At 51.3% G+C, this 18,473-nt stretch carries 17 protein-coding genes and 2 pseudogenes; 15 read left to right on the top strand and 4 right to left on the bottom strand.

Translation table 11 applies throughout. From position 1 onward, the window contains the following. Positions 1-115 precede the first annotated feature (115 nt). The 14 genes and pseudogenes from PMI37_RS19740 to PMI37_RS19805 all read left to right on the top strand — a co-directional run bounded on the left by PMI37_RS19740 (position 116) and on the right by PMI37_RS19805 (position 15,010). A complete protein-coding gene (locus tag PMI37_RS19740; RefSeq protein WP_007919523.1) occupies positions 116-631 on the top strand; it encodes an Hcp family type VI secretion system effector in 516 nt (171 codons plus the stop codon). A gap of 132 nt (positions 632-763) precedes the next feature. Next, positions 764-2,810 (top strand): annotated as a pseudogene (gene tssI, locus PMI37_RS19745) (type VI secretion system tip protein TssI/VgrG). Beyond that, entirely contained in the window at positions 2,807-3,685 is an 879-nt protein-coding gene (locus PMI37_RS19750) for a DUF4123 domain-containing protein (RefSeq protein WP_008084169.1), read from the top strand. Before tssI ends, PMI37_RS19750 begins: the two are co-directional and overlap by 4 nt. Beyond that, positions 3,685-7,173, top strand: coding sequence for a T6SS effector BTH_I2691 family protein (locus PMI37_RS19755; RefSeq protein WP_008084171.1), 3,489 nt, complete (start codon positions 3,685-3,687; stop codon positions 7,171-7,173). Before PMI37_RS19750 ends, PMI37_RS19755 begins: the two co-directional genes overlap by 1 nt. After that, complete coding sequence (locus tag PMI37_RS19760; protein ID WP_045123207.1) at positions 7,170-7,931, top strand: hypothetical protein; 762 nt, start codon at positions 7,170-7,172, stop codon at positions 7,929-7,931. The genes PMI37_RS19755 and PMI37_RS19760 overlap by 4 nt, the downstream gene beginning before the upstream one ends. 542 nt (positions 7,932-8,473) lie before the next feature. Continuing rightward, complete coding sequence (locus tag PMI37_RS19765) at positions 8,474-8,848, top strand: hypothetical protein (protein WP_045123208.1); 375 nt, start codon at positions 8,474-8,476, stop codon at positions 8,846-8,848. Between the two features lie 515 nt (positions 8,849-9,363). After that, positions 9,364-10,095 (top strand): hypothetical protein, encoded by a 732-nt coding sequence (locus PMI37_RS30950; RefSeq protein ID WP_008084174.1) that lies wholly within the window; start codon positions 9,364-9,366, stop codon positions 10,093-10,095. Between the two features lie 78 nt (positions 10,096-10,173). Beyond that, positions 10,174-10,599 (top strand): annotated as a pseudogene (locus PMI37_RS31390) (contractile injection system protein, VgrG/Pvc8 family); the annotation flags it as partial. A gap of 256 nt (positions 10,600-10,855) precedes the next feature. Further along, positions 10,856-11,575 carry a hypothetical protein gene (locus tag PMI37_RS30955; protein ID WP_008084178.1) on the top strand — a complete coding sequence of 240 codons (720 nt, stop codon included), beginning with the start codon at positions 10,856-10,858 and terminating at the stop codon, positions 11,573-11,575. 385 nt (positions 11,576-11,960) lie between these two features. Next, positions 11,961-13,214, top strand: coding sequence for a hypothetical protein (locus PMI37_RS32275; protein ID WP_238552717.1), 1,254 nt, complete (start codon positions 11,961-11,963; stop codon positions 13,212-13,214). A 184-nt stretch (positions 13,215-13,398) separates the two neighbouring features. After that, positions 13,399-13,728, top strand: a complete 330-nt coding sequence (locus tag PMI37_RS19790; protein ID WP_008084182.1) for a hypothetical protein — start codon at positions 13,399-13,401, stop codon at positions 13,726-13,728. Further along, positions 13,725-13,988, top strand: coding sequence for a hypothetical protein (locus tag PMI37_RS19795; protein WP_008084184.1), 264 nt, complete (start codon positions 13,725-13,727; stop codon positions 13,986-13,988). The genes PMI37_RS19790 and PMI37_RS19795 overlap by 4 nt, the downstream gene beginning before the upstream one ends. A 23-nt stretch (positions 13,989-14,011) precedes the next feature. Further along, positions 14,012-14,482, top strand: a complete 471-nt coding sequence (locus PMI37_RS19800; RefSeq protein ID WP_008084188.1) for a hypothetical protein — start codon at positions 14,012-14,014, stop codon at positions 14,480-14,482. Positions 14,483-14,512: 30 nt separating this feature from the next. After that, positions 14,513-15,010 (top strand): hypothetical protein, encoded by a 498-nt coding sequence (locus tag PMI37_RS19805; RefSeq protein WP_008084189.1) that lies wholly within the window; start codon positions 14,513-14,515, stop codon positions 15,008-15,010. Positions 15,011-15,025: 15 nt separating this feature from the next. Here PMI37_RS19805 and PMI37_RS19810 read toward each other — a convergent pair whose 3' ends face one another. Continuing rightward, positions 15,026-15,838 carry a VanW family protein gene (locus tag PMI37_RS19810; RefSeq protein WP_008084192.1) on the bottom strand — a complete coding sequence of 271 codons (813 nt, stop codon included), beginning with the start codon at positions 15,836-15,838 and terminating at the stop codon, positions 15,026-15,028. Positions 15,839-16,061: 223 nt separating this feature from the next. Here PMI37_RS19810 and PMI37_RS19815 point away from each other — a divergent pair, with 223 nt between their 5' ends. Continuing rightward, positions 16,062-16,889, top strand: a complete 828-nt coding sequence (locus PMI37_RS19815) for a glycosyltransferase family 2 protein (protein ID WP_008084194.1) — start codon at positions 16,062-16,064, stop codon at positions 16,887-16,889. Positions 16,890-17,223: 334 nt separating this feature from the next. Here the strand turns inward: PMI37_RS19815 and PMI37_RS19820 are convergent, their stop codons facing one another. The 3 genes from PMI37_RS19820 to PMI37_RS19830 form a co-directional block, all read right to left on the bottom strand. Beyond that, on the bottom strand, positions 17,224-17,808 hold the full coding sequence (locus PMI37_RS19820; RefSeq protein ID WP_008084195.1) for a hypothetical protein: 585 nt from the start codon (positions 17,806-17,808) through the stop codon (positions 17,224-17,226). Between the two features lie 84 nt (positions 17,809-17,892). Continuing rightward, the gene (locus tag PMI37_RS19825) at positions 17,893-18,075 is read right to left on the bottom strand and encodes a hypothetical protein (RefSeq protein WP_008084197.1); all 183 of its coding nucleotides are present in this window, start codon (positions 18,073-18,075) and stop codon (positions 17,893-17,895) included. Between the two features lie 10 nt (positions 18,076-18,085). Then, positions 18,086-18,328, bottom strand: a complete 243-nt coding sequence (locus tag PMI37_RS19830; RefSeq protein ID WP_008084199.1) for a hypothetical protein — start codon at positions 18,326-18,328, stop codon at positions 18,086-18,088. Positions 18,329-18,473 lie beyond the last annotated feature (145 nt).

Below are 18,473 nucleotides of genomic sequence, written 5' to 3' on the forward strand. Positions count from 1 at the left end.
CCCCCGGCTGCCGGGGACTTGGCAAAAGCTGGCATGGTCCTTGATAACAGTCAGGCACCCACCGGGCGATTTCGCCTCCCGGGCACCTTAAATTATTCCGCAAGGAGAGCACCCCATGGCAACACCAGCGTACATGTCGGTTACCGGCGAAAAACAAGGCCTGATCACCGCAGGCGCATTCACCGCTGACTCCGTAGGCAACACCTACCAGGAAGGCCACGAAGACCAAGTGATGGTTCAGGCTTTCAGCCACGACGTGATCATCCCGCGTGACCCACAATCCGGTCAGCCAACCGGCCAACGCGTTCACAAGCCAGTTGTGATCACCAAGGTCTACGACAAGGCTTCGCCTCTGCTGCAAGCTGCTCTGACTTCGGGCGAGCGCATGAGCGAAATCGTTATCCAGTGGTTCCGTACTTCGGCTCAAGGTACTCAAGAGCACTACTACACCACCAAACTGGAAGACGCGATCATCGTCGCCATCAACAACAAAATGCACAACTGCCAGGATCCAGGCAACTCGCACTTCACCCACCTGGAAGAAGTGCAGTTCACCTACCGTAAAATCACCTGGACCCACGAAGTATCCGGTACTTCGGGTTCCGATGACTGGCGTGCTCCAGTCGTTTAATTACGGCTGATCGCTTCACACATCGGCCAGCTCTGCTGGTCGATGTTGTTTACGCCCCTCCAGAATTTCGCGTACGTTGACCCGCTTTCGCGGCCGTCGACGAGCGCCGCTGTACAGCACGAGGAACAACGGATGTTCGCGCCGGCCAATGAAACCCACTTTGCCCTGACCATCGAAGGTCTCCCCGCCGACTTTCAGGTGTTTACCCTGCAAGGCCGGGAAGCCATCAGCCAGCCCTTCGTGTTCGAGGTGGAACTGGTCAGTGAAAAACCGTCGCTGGACCTCGAAACCCTCCTGCACAAACCGGCCTTCCTGCAACTGTCGCCCGCAGCGGCATCCACGGCCAGATCTACCGCGCCGCGCAGGGCGACTCGGGCAAACGCCTGACGCGTTATTCGCTGACCCTGCGCCCGCAACTGGCGTACCTCGCGCACCGCATCAACCAGCGCATCTTCCAGAACCTCAGCGTGCCGAAAATCATCAGCCAGGTGCTGGAAGAACACGGCATCCAGAGCAATGCCTACGCCTTCCAGACCGGCGCGGTCTACCCCGAGCGCATCTACTGCGTGCAGTACGACGAATCGGATTGCACTTCATCCAGCGCCTGTGCGAAGAAGAAGGCATTCACTACCACTTCCAGCACAGCGCCACGGCGCACAAACTGATCTTCGGCGATGACCAGACGGTGTTCCCGAAACTCCAGCCCGTGGCCTACCAGCAAGATTCCGGCATGGTCGCCAGCGACCCGGTGATCAAGCGCTTCGACCTGCGCCTGGAAACCCGCACCAGCCGCACCACGCGCCGCGATTACGACTTCGAAAAACCGCGCCTCACCCTCGAAAGCGAACACCGCGGCGACGCCCTGCCCGACCTCGAGGACTACGACTACCCCGGCCGTTTCGTCGACCGCGCGCGCGGCAAACACCTGGCCAAACGCGCTCTCGAACGCCACCGCAGCGACTTCCAGCTCGCCGAAGGCAAAAGCGACCAACCGTTGCTGGTCAGCGGCCATTTCCTCGCCCTGACCCAACACCCGAAAGCCAAGTGGAACGACCTCTGGCTGCTCACCGAAGTCCACCACGAAGGCAAACAGCCGCAAGTGCTGGAAGAATCGGTGACCAGCGACACCACCGCACTCAAAGACGATTTCCACCAGGGCTACCGCAACCGCTTCCAGGCCACGCCGTGGGACGTGCCCAACCGCCCACCCCTGCGCCACGCCAAATCGCGCATCCTCGGCAGCCAGAGCGCCGTGGTCACCGGCCCCAAAGGCGAAGAAATCCACTGCGACGAATACGGCCGCGTCAAAGTCCAGTTCCACTGGGACCGCGAAGGCCAGGCCGACGACAAAACCAGCTGCTGGCTGCGCGTCTCCAGCGCCTGGGCCGGCGCCCAATACGGCGGCATCGCCATCCCGCGCATCGGCATGGAAGTGCTGGTGACCTTCCTTGAAGGCGACCCCGACCAACCGCTGATCAGCGGCTGCCTGTACCACAAGGAAAACACCGTCCCGTACGCACTGCCGGCGAACAAGACCCGCAGCACGTTCAAGACCCTGAGCTCGATGGGTGGCGGCGGGTACAACGAACTGCGCATCGAGGACAAGAAAGGTCAGGAGCAGATTTATCTGCACGCCCAGCGCGATTGGGATGAAAACATTGAGCACGACCAGAAAATTCGGGTTGGTAATGAGCGTCACGACACGGTCGAGAAGAACAGCTACAGCGAGTTCAAGGCTGAGGAACATCACACGGTTTATGAAGATCGCAAAGTTGAGGCGCAGGCCAGTGACCACCTGACGGTGGGGGTGAATCAGCACGTCAAGATTGGCACTGGGCAGTTCATGGATGCGGGGCAGGAAATTCACCTCAGCGGCGGCATGAAAGTGGTGATGGAGGCTGGTGCGGAGCTGACGCTGATTGGTGGTGGGAGTTTTATCAAGATTGATGCGGGTGGGGTGACCCTGAGTGGGCCGGTGATCAACATCAACTCTGGTGGTGGACCGGGCAGCGGCACGGGGGCGGCGCCGTTGTTGCCGGGGCCGTTGAAGCAGGCGGATGCGGATAAGGCTGGGCAGTTGCTGGTGCCGGCGCAGCGGCAAGCGTTGATGCGCCGTACACCACGCTGTGAAATCTGTGAGAAAGCTGCCGCGCAAGCCGCGAAGGACGCCGCCAAATGAGCTACCCGTCGAACGCCAACTTTTTGCTGATTGATGGGGTCCTGCGTCCCGATGCGATCCCAAGTCTCTATCAGCTCGGCGAACCGCTGGAGATCGAACCGTTGTACTTGGGAACACGATGGGCAGAGTTGAAGGATTTGGGGCCGATACTGGTCAGGTCTTTGGGTTCCACAAACCTACTGACGCAGACGTACCAAAATCCTGACCAGCAGATAGACGCGAGCCTCCTCTCCAGCCGCGCGCCCATCAGCATCGTCGCCGATCACTTGAGACGGTTCATCGCCCCATCCGACGTGCTGGGGGGCAATGGTATGCTCCGCTTTGCCGACCCGCTGGTCACACGGCATTGGCTCGGCAGTTATCAGGGCGAACATCTGGATGCGATACTTGGCCCGATTGAATCGTGGTCGATGCCCGAAGAGCTGCATTCCTGGGAGACAGCCGCCCCCGTTCAATGGGTAAATTTTCAGCGTAACTCCTCGACACCGCAGTGGAAGGATAACTACGCCCTTTTGGGTCAGGCACAATTGGACGCACTTGCTCAGGCTGCACGCTGGCAGTTTATCGAGCGACTGCACGATAACTTTGAGCAATACCATCCTCGGCCTCTATCAACCCTGGACAAAAGCATTCGTACCGAGTGGTTTTCTCAACGCCTGGACGAAGCTCAGGCTTGGGGGCTGTCGAGCGAACGCAGTCTCGCCATCTGGGTCGAATACAGCCTCCGGTGGGGCGCAGGATTCAGCGAAAGCCCCAAAGGGCCTTATCAGGATTGGTTGGCCCGTACGCCAGACGCCTACAGACTCGCACCGGAAATCCGTATCCAGCAAATGGATAACGATTGCCTGGACATCGAAATAAACAAGGAAGTGTGATGACTCAGCCCGCGACCGAAGCTCAACTGAAACAGGCCAACCGAAACCAGGCATTTACCAATGCGCCCATGGGATCTGGCCAGTGCTCATTGATGGCTGGCGAAGTGGCCATTTTTCCCGTGCGCTACGCGCTGGATGAATCCCCACAAAAAGGCAGCGCTCAGGGTCCGAATCCACTGCCCAAGAACTGGTCAGGTAAACCGGCCGAACTCAAGACCCGCAGCTACACCCTTCGCCAACTGCGCGACGGCTGGCTGTATGTGTGGGACAGCGTCGACAAGACCTTCCACGAGTACCAAGTCAAAGGCGAACAATTCACCCGTCACAAATGGGCTGACGGCCAGTTGAATCAGGATGTGCGCAATAACCCTGGTGAAACGCACCCCTATCTGCTCTATCCCCGTCGCAATCAATTGCGTATCGCCTACTCGCCCGTCCAATGGACTTGGCGCATGTGCGAACTGATGCGCAGCAGTGCAACGGAACAGACCCAATGGATGCGCAAGGTTGACTTGGCGGGTTTCTGCGCCAGTGGAAAAGTGGGTCACGGCGGCCCGATTACCGAATTGGGTAAAAGCGTTTCGGACATCCTCGCCGCCGGTGAAACATCCCCCACGTTCAAAAGCACCCTCTTGCCCACCCAAGCACCAGAAAAAGGTGGCCCCTTCAAGCCAGCCTTCGAAGAAGCCTTGGTGCGCGGTAAAGTCCCGGAACAGGACACTGCCCTGTTTATCGCACTGGAGGACCCGCTGGCGATGGTCGACGACCTGAGCATGAACCTTGCCGGCAGGCTTATGGAGCAGGGTCGGTTTGAAAATCTGAATCAATACAAACTGCAAAGCGCGATCGCTGTGCAAAACCTGTGTGGTTTCGACACCAACTCATTTACGCCGGACTCGATCAAAGATCCGATCAAGCGCCAAGACTACGCCGATGATCTTTACAACCTTCTGGGCACTAATGATGAAATGGAGCGCGGCAAGGACCTTGTTACTGGTGATCAAGCAGCGATGGTAGAGATGGGCTCAGCCTCTTCAACCACAGCTGCCCAAGCAAAATTCAAAGCCAAATGGGGACACCTGCCCGATCGTGAAAAATGGCAGGCCGCCCTTGAGGAATGGAACGCCAAGCGTTACTGGCGTGAAGACGTGCGCTTTGACGAGGTACAGAAATACCTGAGCAAGACCACCACCGAAGCACAACGACTTCAAGACCATTGCCAGCGTAGCGAGCAGGACCTGATTAAATGGCTAGACCTGCTCAGCCCGAGCGCCGAAGCGGTCTTCCATGACACCACCGATGAGGCTCAGGCGTGCCTGCTTATAGAAACGGCCCATGCCCTTTACACGCTGTTGGGCAATGGTGAAAAAGGCCAGGAATGGTTGTGCAAGCAAGCCAAGCAACCGAGCAAGCTGTTCGGCATGGCACTGTTCAACTTCAACCCGGAACTCGCCACCCTGATCAAGCAGGTGACGCACAACTTCACGACCACCGGCAATCTGGATGACCAAGGTCGCGAAGGAGACGGCAGCGCCGCGACCTTGACGCCGACCTCATCCAGCGACGCCACGAACATCGCCACCCGAGTTGCAGAAATCAAAGCCGTACTGGATCTGGATGTCGTCAAAAACAGCAAGCTTTACAAAGCAGTGAGTAACGCTGCCAAGCAATCCTTGGCCACGTTGATTAAAGTCGCCAACAACCAGGCCAAAGATGCATGGCATGGATTGAGCACCCTGCTGTTACCTGCGATGAAACAAGAAATCGCACTGACACTCGCTGTGCCGCAAGTGCTGATTTCCACCGAAATTTCCAGCGCAACTCAACTCTCCTTCAATCCGAACTACCAGCGTGAATACCAAGCCTGGCAGATGAAGCTGAGCACCCTGAACAAGAAGATGGACGGTGCCAGAGGGGTATTGGAGCGCCCGGGGGCTGCTTACGATCAGCGCTCGGCGCGTATATCTCTGCAAGCGTTTGAACAAGAGCTCAAAGTCCTGTTCTCGACGCAACCCCATCAAATCGTTGCGAAAGCGTCTGGCAGCACTCGCCTGGATGCCGGCCTTCCTAAAATCAACAGCTGGCTCGCCGACCTTGGGCAGTCAGAGTTGGCTGCACAACTGAGAAGCGCAGGCACCATTGAATATGTGACACGCACAAAAACATGGGTGGGACAGAACCTGGGCAATGCTTTGCCTGCCTTGCTGGTTGGTTTGAATGTGTGGAACGTTTACAACACGGCGAAACAAGCGCAAAACGACGGTAACTTTACGAAAGATGAATTACGAAATTTAGGATCAAGCGCTGCATACGCCGCCAATGCTATTGCTGCGTTGTGGGTCGGCCCTGCTTGGAGTCGCGCTGGAGCGATGTCCCTGGAAGTGGGTGAAAAAACGCTGAAACTAGCACAAGCCAGTTATGCACAATGGATAGATGAAGCCAAAACCGCAATCAAGACGAACGGTAGTGGAAGTACAGACGTGACTGCTGCTAACAAGATGGCAACATATTCAAAAGGCCTGATTCTGCGGACCCTGACATGGGCTGTATTTGGAGTAATTGCGACAGGGCTTGAGGCTTGGCAATTATCCAAAGACATTGAAGGCGCAACAAGTGACACAGAAAAAAACCTGCTAAAAACAAAAAGAATAATTGTATTGGGAATGTTTGCCATTGCAGGCATTCAAACTGTTGGAGCCGCCCTTGGCTTTTGGTTTGGGTTTGCATGGGTAATGTCTAATCCGGTCACCATAATTCTAGCGGTTCTCGGAGTTGCTTACCTCATGATAACTATGGCAGCAAACCGCTATAAGCGCGAAGGATTGCGATTGTGGTTATACCGTTGCAACTGGGGGCGCGGTGCCCTGCCTGAATGGTTAGGAAGTGACGGTCACTCCAAACAAATGCAAACACTCCTTGAAACTCTGCAACGACCAAGCGTTGTGGGGAGAGCATTATATTATGGAGGAGGAAGTACACCAAGAAAGTCATTTGGTTTCTGGGCCCAAATACAGTTTCCTGCTTCATTAGACGGAATTAATGTCGCTTTACAGCCGGCAATGATACAAAATAATTATTTTTCGAAAAATAAGCTGGAAGCCACGCAGGCAGGGTTTTACGACCAGTTCCTTCTCGGTAATTGGATAGACCCAAAGCTCACAGGAGAGCTCCCCAGTTACGTTGGACCAAAAACTAATCCACCTGATTTCGTATACAAAAAAACAGACCAGCATCGATTATGGCAAGTATGGATTGAAACATCGAATGACGATCCCGCCTTCGAAATAGAAATAAAATACCCTCCCGGCTCCTTCCAAAAGAGTGAAAATAGTCGCGGGTACATGTTCAAAATAGCTATGGAGTCAACCAGCCGAAACGCTGAGAGTGTCAACGACATATCTAGCGGCGAAATAAAAGATGATATCGTACTGAGTCAAAAAAGCACTAAAACACTGACTCTAGCAGTACCAAACTGGAAGACAAAATGAATTACGCAAAATTAAAGCTCATCCCTACCCCTGAACTGCCTCCGCAGCACGAATGGAAGTTTGGGAGTGAAACTGAATTATTAGGGTGGACTATTCGCGCCAGGAATTACAACACTTTTGTTGCCGACATAATGTTTTGGTCCTGCCTAACCGCAATATCGATAGGGTCGTTCCTGATCTATAAGAGCATGGACGACGACCCCATCTTCAGTGGGATTCTAACTTCATTATTTTTCATAACAGTTGCTACCGCACTAGTATCCATGACGCATCAAAAAATGAACTTTTCGTTTCGCTTCACTCAATCCGGGTTGGAGTGCTGCGAATGGAAGGATCTTCCCAAATGGACGTTAACTTTCTTAAAATGGTTCACTGGCATCACAGCGATCATATTCATCATTCTCGCGACGATAGACCCTGCCTTTTTGATAGGAGCATTAATTGGGCCTGGAGGGATGGGATTAATGTACCTCTCTATGGCCAGTTCGAAGAATTACCGGGAAATGCATACCCAATACCATCACCTCACATATGAATGGAAAGATTTCACCCAACTAGCTATTGCAACTAATCGCGAAGTAGTCGACTTGAAATTTACTCATTTCAACCAGCGCCTTGGAAAAACCATAAGTTACAGCATCAACATTTTTTGCAAGCCAAAACAAAAAGAGAACGTAGCCAACTTCATAAAGCCATACTTATCTCCAGATGTACCTATCATCAAAGCCAAAGTAAATGTCCCGATGAGCACTGCCTGATTCGGCGCCCCGATGAGTCGGCGGAGGCCGACCCTATTATCAAGGGGATATATCTAATGATCTCTTGCCTAGAGCACAGATCTTAAATCTGTCGACTCGCTTGTGAAGCTTCTATGATGTCCTGTTATCGGATTAATTTAATACGTCCCCTACCTAACAATGTTTTATGTCGGGCCTTCAACGAAGGCATCGCACATCAACAGTGAACTTGAGCTGGTTTTTATAGAAAATAAATTTACCGCTTTATTTTTATACCGCCCGTATCCGGGAAGGGAGAGTCATTGGTATGGCAGACCTGGGTACCTTTGACAGCAGATGCGCAAAACATTGAGTTCCAAATATGGTACCCTTCTGAAATTTTAAGTTCCGGAGAACGAGACAGAGGATACCGCTATCAACTGGAACTCGTAGGCGACGGAATCAATAACCAAAATGATACTAGAATTAGTTCTTTGGATGACAGCACTCTCATAGTACAAGAATTAGGAGGACGTGAAAATGCAGCAGTTCTTCCTATTCTCGAGTAAATGAAGCAAAAGATAATGAGCCAAAATAATAACACTCCAATCCTCGCTAATATTAAAAATACAAATAAACTTCCTCCTATTATGGAGTGGTCGATAAAAACGCGACAACACGCCTCCAGGTTTATGGATATCGGCATGGCGGCAATGCTGATACTCGGATTAACGGCCGTAGCAAACGGGATGCACGAAGTCTATATCTTGAACTTATCTGAAAAAGATCAATGGACATTTCTGAGTCTCCACGCAGGGTTCGCCTGGACGATTATGACAATTTACTTATGGAAGCTTGTCGTTCGCCAAAAAAAAATCTACCACTATAAAATCAATCGAACTTTCGAAACTCAAGAGTCACAACTAAACTATTCCAAGAATAGCGAATTATATATTTAAATCAATTTCAGCGTTTTTTTTGATAGCGATTATCGGCGCATGCATATACGACCCCTCAATGCTTATAATACTTGCGGGGCCAGCCGGCATGGCCATAATTTCTGCAAAATTCTTTTTAGGCTGGAAAAATGAAAAACATACCGAAACGAGTAGCGACTGGGATAAATATAAATTTGTAACAGTTGATCGAAAAAAAATATAATAGTAACCCACCAAACCAACTTAATGGTTGGATTTGAAGCTCGACTACCAGGCAAACTGTTCGATAAGTATCTAAAAACACTTCATACAATACTTCCAGATGATGCAATTTTTTCTGAAGAAGACTGGAAATGGTGAGCATTAAAACACCAAGCCAACACTAATTTTAATATCTTTAAATCAACTGAACAGCCAGCCAACATACTGACAGGAATAAGGACATAAAAAGAACTTTTTATTCACACACATCTAAATCAAATACTAGGCGGTCGAATACGTGGCACCTTGATGCGAGCTCCGTTTGAGAAAAATAAATGACTACTTCAATACCAGACAAAAACGCTATCGAACAGGCACCAATTGCGGGCAATGTCCAGATGTCTTGGGCAATCAAAGCTCTACCTCACAATACTTCAATCATGGACATGGGCATGATTGCACTTACCTTAATCGGACTAACTGCTCTCTTAAATGGAATATATGAAATATTTTATCTTGAGCTCCCACTACAAAAACGCTCAATATTTCTAAGCGCGCACTTCGGAACTGTATGCCTCTGCATGACTTTATATTTCTGGACATTGGTGATACGGCAAAAATATATATACCACTACGTAGTTACCGACAAAGAAATCGATGTCAAATACAAAACCCACTTCCCGAAGCTTGCTGGGACCTTCTTCAAATGGCTATCTGGAATATTCCTCTTCGCAGTTTTAGTATTTATTATTTTCAACCCATCAGCAGCATGGCTACTAGCCGGTCCCGCTGGAATCTCTATAGTAAGTGCCATACATCTTTTAAACTGGAAAAACCCGACAAAAAGTTTGAGATTCACTTGGGATCGACCAAATCTCGTAATTACTGATAGAAAGCGAAATTTAGTCGCTGTCCAGCGCCATCACAATCCAAAAATGCGCCTTGAAGACAACTACCTATATATACCGGTACACCTACCTAAAGCTGACATTGACAAATTCTTAGTACTCGCAAAAAAACTTACTCGACCGTCTACAAGTTTTGAAGAGGGACGCGACAAAAATTGATTTTTTTGCACGACCAAAGAGCCAGCAACTAGGTTTTCGTTTTAAACCTGAGTTGGCCAATGAGCAAATATCGTGGTTCTCGATACCCTCCTGCACAAACCGGCCTTCCTGCAACTGTAGCCCGACGTCAGCGGCATCCACGGCCAGATCTACCGCGCCGCGCAGGGCGACTCGGGCAAACGCCTGACGCGCTATTCGCTGACCCTGCGCCCACAACTGGCGTACCTCGCGCAGCGCATCTTCCAGATGCCTCAGCGTGCCGAAAATCATCAGCCATGTGCTGGACGAACACGGCATCCAAGGCAATGCCTACGCTTTCCAGACCGGCGCGGTCTACCCCGAGCGCATCTACTGCGTGCAGTACGATGAATCGGACCTGCATTTCATCCAGCGCCTGTGCGAAGAAGAAGGCATTCACTACCACTTCCAGCACAGCGCCTCCAGCACAGCGCCGCGCCGCACAAACTGATCTTCGGCGATGACCACACGGTGTTCCCGAAACTCAAGGCAAACTTGAGTTCCTCTCACTGCTGACGCTCAAAATATTGAATTCCAGATCTGGTACCCTACTGAAATTCTTGCTTCTGGTGAAGGCGATAGAGGCTACCGCTACCAATTGGAGCTTACAGATGATGGCGTAGACGACCAGAAAGACGCACGCTTAAACCCTTTAGACAAGAGCAACTTAGCCGTGCAGAAACTCGGAGGACGCGACAATGCAACCGTACTCCCCATTCTTAATTAATGAAAATCTCCTGCTATGAAAAATGAAAATATGGATAAAGCCAAAGAATTTTCGAACCAAGAAACATCGACGCATTCAAAACTACTAATGACGTGGACAACAAAGGCGCTACCTCGAGACACAGTGCATATGGACATAGGTATGGCAATCTTAACTCTAATAGGGCTAACGGCGATCACGAATGGATTTTACGAAATCTACGTTATTCTTTTGCCCGAACCAGAGCGATCTGTATTCCTAAGCCTTCACGCTGGAATCGTATGGACCCTGATGTGCGTTTATTTGTGGATACTCGTTGTCCGGCAAAAAAAAATCTATACTTACACAATTAGCGATGTATCAGGGATAGAAGAATCAAGACTTAACTTCCCGAAAGCTGCCGCCACAATATTCAAAGTTATTTCAGCATTATTCCTAGCATCCATTATCGGCATCATCGCATATGACCCGGCATTATTTATCATGCTCGCCGGCCCTGCTGGCATGGCAATTATAGCAGCCAAATTTTTTCTAAGCTGGGACAACACGCCCCATATTGAAAAATCATCCAACTGGGGCGATTATAAATTTGTCACCATTGATAGAAAAAGAAATATCATCGTAGCCCAAGAATCAGAATTAATGGTCGGCTTTGAAGCTAGACCAACAAAAGAATTATTCGAAAACTATATAGAAACACTTCGTAAAATACTCCCACTAAATGCAGTCTTCACAGAGCGCGACTGGATATGGTAATTAAAGAATCCAACCCTAGAATTTCAGTTTCACATTCCAGAAAACAGCTAGAGGACAAACAACTACAAACACCAAACATTACAAACTAACAGACCATTGAAAAGAACTGAAAATCAGTGGAAATGGATTCACAATGGATTCATGTAGTACGGGATGGCACCGAACGACCTGCCATGATGAAAAAAAACCTGAATTACCCTTGGCAAACTGAACCGTGCATCTTGACCGCCTAAATTCATTCTACAACCTCGGGAGTACTGTTATATTTTTCTGCCACAACCGACGCAAATTCATCAGAGCCATACTCTGCTCCTCAGCCAACTAATAATGATGGGGCAGACGACGTGCCTTATTGGTTGATAGAACAAAGAGATTTCTTAAAAAGATGAACTCTACAGAATTACAAACCGATAGATATGGAATTGCGGCATTCAATAGCCAGGTAATTCCTAAATTACCTGCTCACAAACGGACTGGAGAATCGAAGAATTTTGGTTTACTTCGAAGTGCTCTCTACTGGGGAAACTATGCAAATCTTGAGCCTTGGCAGGACGTAAGTGCGCAGCTTCATCAAATAAATAAGCGTGAGAAAACCGAAGATAAAAAAGAAATCTACGCTAAAAACAATGAACACTGGCGCTTTGACAACTCAAACAGGATCCAAATATTGCACCCGTTTTTAAAATGGAGTTGCATCGCCTTTGTACCTTGGATATTTTGGACTTTAGTTATGTCCGGGGCAATATCCCGACCTTTAGATCACATGATGAAGAACCATAGTACGTACTCCTCCATGGCGATCGCTTCAATAATTCCACTATTCGCCCTTCTAATGATGGGATTTAGCTCCTGGTTCATGTGGTCTGACGAACCAAAATATAAAAAATACCTAACCCAAATGTCGTTTGGCATCCTGACATGCACTACGGCATCAGTTATCGATTATGGCAATCCTGTGTACGGCGAAAATCTACTGATAGGAAGTGCAGCCATGGTAGTTAGCGTAGCCATGGGACTGGTAGGGTGGGACTACTTGTTTGTTAAGTTCCTACAAGTTTTCCAGCACGATGGCAGCGAATTCAATAGAAAAACGGGAATACTCACCGTCGCTCGCCGTTTTCGTCCTGCCTTCGCTGCACCATTTTATGAATTCGATGCATCGATGGAATTGCGACCATCTCCCCACGGCAACAGCAGTACGGCTATTTGGTTACATCACCGTTACAGTGATTTCGAGATTTTCCTTGGAGGCAAGGTCCAATCGTTAGGAATGAGTCGTGAAGAATGCCTGGCATTCTGGGATACCTTGCAGCGCTACATGGACGTAAGTCAGCCATTGCCGGAGTTACCGATCCTTGAACAATTCCGCCATCTAGATCCAACCACTGTGGTTCATGACAAACTCTCCAACCGACCACCACGCCGTTGGCGCGATACTAAGTACAAAGTATGGGATCGCACCGAACGACCTGCCATGATGAATAAAAACCTGAATTATCCTTGGCAAACTGAAGCGTGCATTTTGACGGCCAAAATTGACTCCACATTGAGCATCGAAGACTACTATCACTCTCAAGAGAAGAAAGGCATTAACTCTACTCCTAAAGCAACTGACTACGACAATATCCATAGAGGATAGGCGGGATAGATATGTCTCTTCGAAAACTGGCTGAGCCTGAAATAGCTGCAAGCTTGTTTCAGGGCGAGCCAGGTGTCGAAAATGAGGCCAAATTTATTTATACACTGGATGTAGCACAGCGTGAACGCAGTCGCAGCCACTCAGCCAGCACCGCCCGAAAAAAGCGCCAATCACGAGTCAAAACATGAACGCCGCCCCCTTCTTCCTGCTCCTCGCGCTGACCTCCCCCATTACCTCCAATGCAGCCAATGCCCACAGCCAACTCCCCGCCGACGTCGCCGTTTTCATCAACGACCGAGCCACCTGTGACACGCTTCGCGCCGACATCCCCGAGCCTGATCCGACGGATCCCGACAACCTCGCCCAGGTCATCAGCGCAATCAATCACGCCTGCCGAGGAACAGATGAGCGTCTGAAACAGCTCAAGCAAAAGTATTCAGACGACGATAGCCTGACGAACAGGCTGTCAGGCTACGAACCACGTATTGAAGCAATCGAGCGAGGTGACAATTGAAGTTCGACGAAACATTGGTTAACCGGACTGAACGCTTCACCCTCGGTGTCGAAACCACCACGGGTCGCCATTACGTTTCCATACCCGTGAGCAATCGTCTGGTCGATTATGAGGAATACTACGCAATCAGCGAGAAATCCTACGCCTTGTTCCTGATCGACTCAGCGGCTGCCTTGGCATTTGTCGAGCGCTGCCGGAACAGGCTGGAAGATGAACACCTGATGTTCGCGCCCGGTTCGGACCGTGGCGTCGCCACCTGATAACCACCGCAGGAAATACCCCCGTGACCGACAGTTTTCAAACGGCTTTGGATCAGCATGAGATCCCGGACTTTTTCAAAGGCAGCGGACGCTATTTTGCCCGCGGCTGCGACTGGGGGGATCACCTGCATATCGGCAATTGGCAAGGCCTGTGTGCTGCACTGAAAACGCAGGACACCCCGCAAAATACCCTGACCCGGCTGTTCGAAACGTACGTCGTAACCCTGAAGGAAAACTATGTTGACGCAGAGGGACTGCTTTGTAACATCACCGCTTATTACGTCCTCAAAAGCAAAATCACTTTTCTATCGGCGCAAGGCTACGACCTGATTGAGGCCCTTGGTGAAACAAATACAACAACGATTGGCGTGCTGTTCCGACTGCTCCGGCAGGTGTACGACAAGGAAAATCAGGACCTGCCGAAATACTCATTCGCTGCGGAACTGCAAAGGCTGAAGGACAGAGGTTGCACTGTCGATCTAGAAAAGCTTTAACGTCGAATCAAATGAACCAGGGAAGACCCCATGAATAAGCACGTGATCACATTGGCCAATGGCTGGACCGCCACCTTTGAAAACAACGGTGAGTTCCGCATGGACGCAGAAGGTTGGGGCTTGCACCTGCAAGGGCCTGACGACAGGAGTATTCAGTACTTCGCCGACCAGATCATTGTGGTCAATGACGATGAAGGCACGGAGGCCCAGTCGTGTATTCGGCTCTCAAGTGACGGGGTTTACGGTTATTTGAGCACGGGCATGGATAGCAGCTGGGTGATTGATTTTGCCCGGGTAATGATCGCGCCCCACCGCATGAGTATTCATCACCACCACGACGCTTACGATGAGGGTATTTCGCTCTACGAACAGCCTGCTTTCAAACGTGCGCGCCAATACATACAAGTTGTCGGCAAGTTCATTTACCTGACCTTTCCGCTGACCAAAGTTCAGGACTTCCCCGCCGTCTGGAACGAGTACGTATCAATTCGTCGACGCCAACTGGATGAGCTTTACTTCAGAAACTAATCAGGCAAAAACCCTCTATTCGATCAACTCGTCGGCGACCGCGTACTTGACCACCACGCGGTTGCGATAGAGCCGTTCACGTTTCACCAGCTCACCGACCTGGCCTTTGTTCCTGATCTCTCGCCAGATCTCATTCTCGCGAAACACCCTGCCCGCCTCCCGCACAAACCGGTGCGCCTGCTGAAACACGTGATATCGATAATCGCGCACTTGATCACACAATAATTCGCCGTCCAGTTGCGTCTCGCCCACGTTCAACTTCAGTTGGAAGTGCCGGTCGGTCGGGTTGTGCAGCACCAGATCGATGTAGTTATAGAAAATCGCCGCGCCGGAGCCGAACGGCAGCACGCGCCCCTCATCCGGGAACGGGTCGAAGCTGTGGTTGGAACGCTCGACCACCACCAGCGGCGAGTGAATGGCCATCCAGTGGATCAGGTTGCTCAGCTGACAGATGCCCCCGCCGACGCCACGTCGCGCCTCGCCGAACGACAGCTCCATGCCTTCGACATAACCTCGTTGACGTGTCGGGCGTCCGACCAGGCGGCAGAAGGAGAAGTGTTCGCCGGGGGCAATGGTGACGCCGTCGATGGCGGCAACGGCGAGTTTAAGGTTGATGACCTTGTTGTGTTGCAGGACGAGGTCGGAGTCGCCGAGTTTGCGGATCAGTTTCGAGGTGTGCTTGAGGTAGCGATACGGCAGACGTTCGGCGGTGGCGGCCGGTCGAGCGTAGCGTTTGCTGGAGCAGCGCCAGGCGATCTGGCGGAACAGTCTTTTTTGCCACACGCGTAGCCAGTACAAGGCCGGGTGGTAGAGGGAAAGTGGTTTCATCCGTGACCCAACGGCGACGCCGTTATCATCCTTGAGGCGTTAAAAGGGCGCGCATTCTAGCGTGTAATTCATGAAAAAAGCTGAGGCGTTGACTCGGTCTCATCTCGATACAACGGCGCCGCGCTGCAAAAACGGCAAATTAAGGTTCGCCTAAGGTTGCACCGTTAGCATCCGAGCTCAAGAAAGCACTGTCGCCCCTTTATCCGTGGATGAGTCTTTGCCCATGAGCGCATTCAATTTACCCGCCCCACTACCGTCGAAGTTCAGTCTTGTGTTGGTCAATTACAAGACCCCGGACCTCACTCGTATGTGTCTGGAGCTGTTGCGTGAGCACGTTCAGGAACAGCGGATTCCAGTGTGGGTGGTGGACAATGATTCAGCCGATGAAAGTCTGGATTACTTGCGTTCGCTTGACTGGATCAATCTGATCGAACGGCGCTCACCGGGCAAAGAGCCTGGACACATTGCCCATGGCAAGGCACTGGATCTGGCGCTGGAGAAAGTTGAAAGCGATTATCTGTTTTTGTTGCACACCGACACCTTTGTCTACGACAAGGAAGTCTTCGCAATGATGATGCTTGAGTGCACAAAGTCTGCGGATATCGCCGCGGTCGGTTGTGTCGAGCAAATCAATCGCGGCGCATTGAGAGATACCTGGCGCTTAACTTCGCGTTTTTGCAAGCACTATGTTCGTCGCGCAAAACAACAGTTGGGCTTGCGCTCGAAAGAACCAAAACCCTACAGGGAAACTCATCTGAAGAGTTTCTGCACCTTGTGGAATGCTCGATTGATGAAGTCCCAAGGCCTGCACTTCTGCATGGATGATCGCGTGCCGGGTTACACGCTACAGGACCGCATGGCGGCGCGCGGCTATGGCATCAAGTTTCTTTCGCCACGCAAGATATTCCGTTACCTCGACCATATCCAGTCCGGCACCGTGGCGGCGGCAGGCACCTACGGCAAAGAACATCGGCGAACCAAAATGTATCAGGCCACGCTCAAACGTTTTCAGGGGCAACAGGGTAAACCGGCTATACGCACATCAGCCTGATCGGTGGCAATAAAAAACGGCGACTTTTATAAGTCGCCGTTTTTTTATCTGAAATTGTATACATACACCTCCGAAGAGGTGTTCGCCCAGTGTAATGGCCTGGCAATCCATGCACCGGTAAAGAGCCCTGACACTGGGCGAACGGAAGGGATTTTAATGGAAGTTGGCGCTTATGTCGTCAGGCATAATCATGAAATTTATGTACTGAAAAGTTAAAAACTGTGTATCGCCGATATTTCCCGGCAAACTTTCCAGTCTCTTGGTTGAACTCAAATAGTATGATTATTCTCATACAACAAGCTGTACAAGAATAATCATTCTGTAGAGTTAATACTCAGCTCTCATGCTCGCTGGTCACTTTTAATATATCGGTGTAAGTGACGATGACGCTCTGGCCTTCTTTCAAATCCTTGAGTTTCGCCTGAATCTCTGGCCGTTTGACGTCGAGTGTTTTCGATTGCCCCGATGGGTTTTCCAGGGTCACCTGGTTTTTCTTCAAATCAATTTTGGTGATTTTCAGTTGTACCTGAACCTGACGGAACGCTTCGCCGCCGGGGTTATCGCTGCCCGGGGCCTTGCGCAACTCACCGCTACGCTCGACTGAGCCAGGCAGACCTTTATCCACATCGGTATCGAGATAAGCGGCGACCGAGCGCTGCACTTCGATATCGACCTTATCACCGGCCTTCAGATTGCCTAGGTTTTTTGCCTTGTCGCTGAGCTGAACGTGAACCGGCTTACCTTCGGCGCCTTCCAGTACCACCTGATGATTGGCCGCATCGACGGAAATCACTTTGGTGGTGACCTTATCCGCCTCAACCGTGGCGGACAACGGAATATCGGCAGCCAGTGCCGCAAAACTGGTGGTGGACAGTACAGTTGCGAGGGTGATGGCCTTGGCCAGTGCGTTGAGCTTCATAAGCGATACTTTCCCTGTGATGAATGGCAGCGCCCAGCGCCGACGTGTGTTCGGCGCGGGCGTGCCACTGAGCATAGACGCTGTTCAGGGCTTGGCTTCGGTTTGTTGCTTTGCGGTGTCCTGCGCGGTCGATTCGCCGCTGGGGGTGCCTTTGCCGCTGCGCTCGCGCTGTTTTGGATCGGTGGGGCGCAGTGCGTCGTTGTCGCGTTCGGTTTCGCCCGGTGGCCGGGGTTCGTCGGGGTGTTCGCCTTGGGTGATGGGTTTCATGGGGCTGTCCTCAGGCTTGGGGGTCGTCCAGTTCACGGGCGACGTTTACGGCGGGGGAATCCTTGTGCAAATCATCGGCTTTGGCGCGCAGGATCTGCCACTGCTCCAGGTCGATGGCGCCTTGGCCGAGCAGGTCGTCGGCAATGCGTTGCAGGTCGAAATAGTGGGCGTCGGGGGATTGCTGCCAGTACGTCTCATCCTCGAACAGACGCTGCCAGGTGTTCACATCCGGGGCTTGCAGGTCGTCGCTCATGGCCAATCCTCCATAGGTTTCCCTGTAGAGGAGCGCACACTCCACCAAGTTCAACCGAACCCCTGTAGGAGTTGCCGAAGGCTCGGGCCGCGTTCGGACGATCTTTTGATTTTGCCCTGCAAAAAACAAGATCAAAAGATCGCAG

The sequence above is a fragment of the Pseudomonas sp. GM80 genome, from assembly GCF_000282515.1.
In the GTDB taxonomy this organism is placed as follows: domain Bacteria; phylum Pseudomonadota; class Gammaproteobacteria; order Pseudomonadales; family Pseudomonadaceae; genus Aquipseudomonas.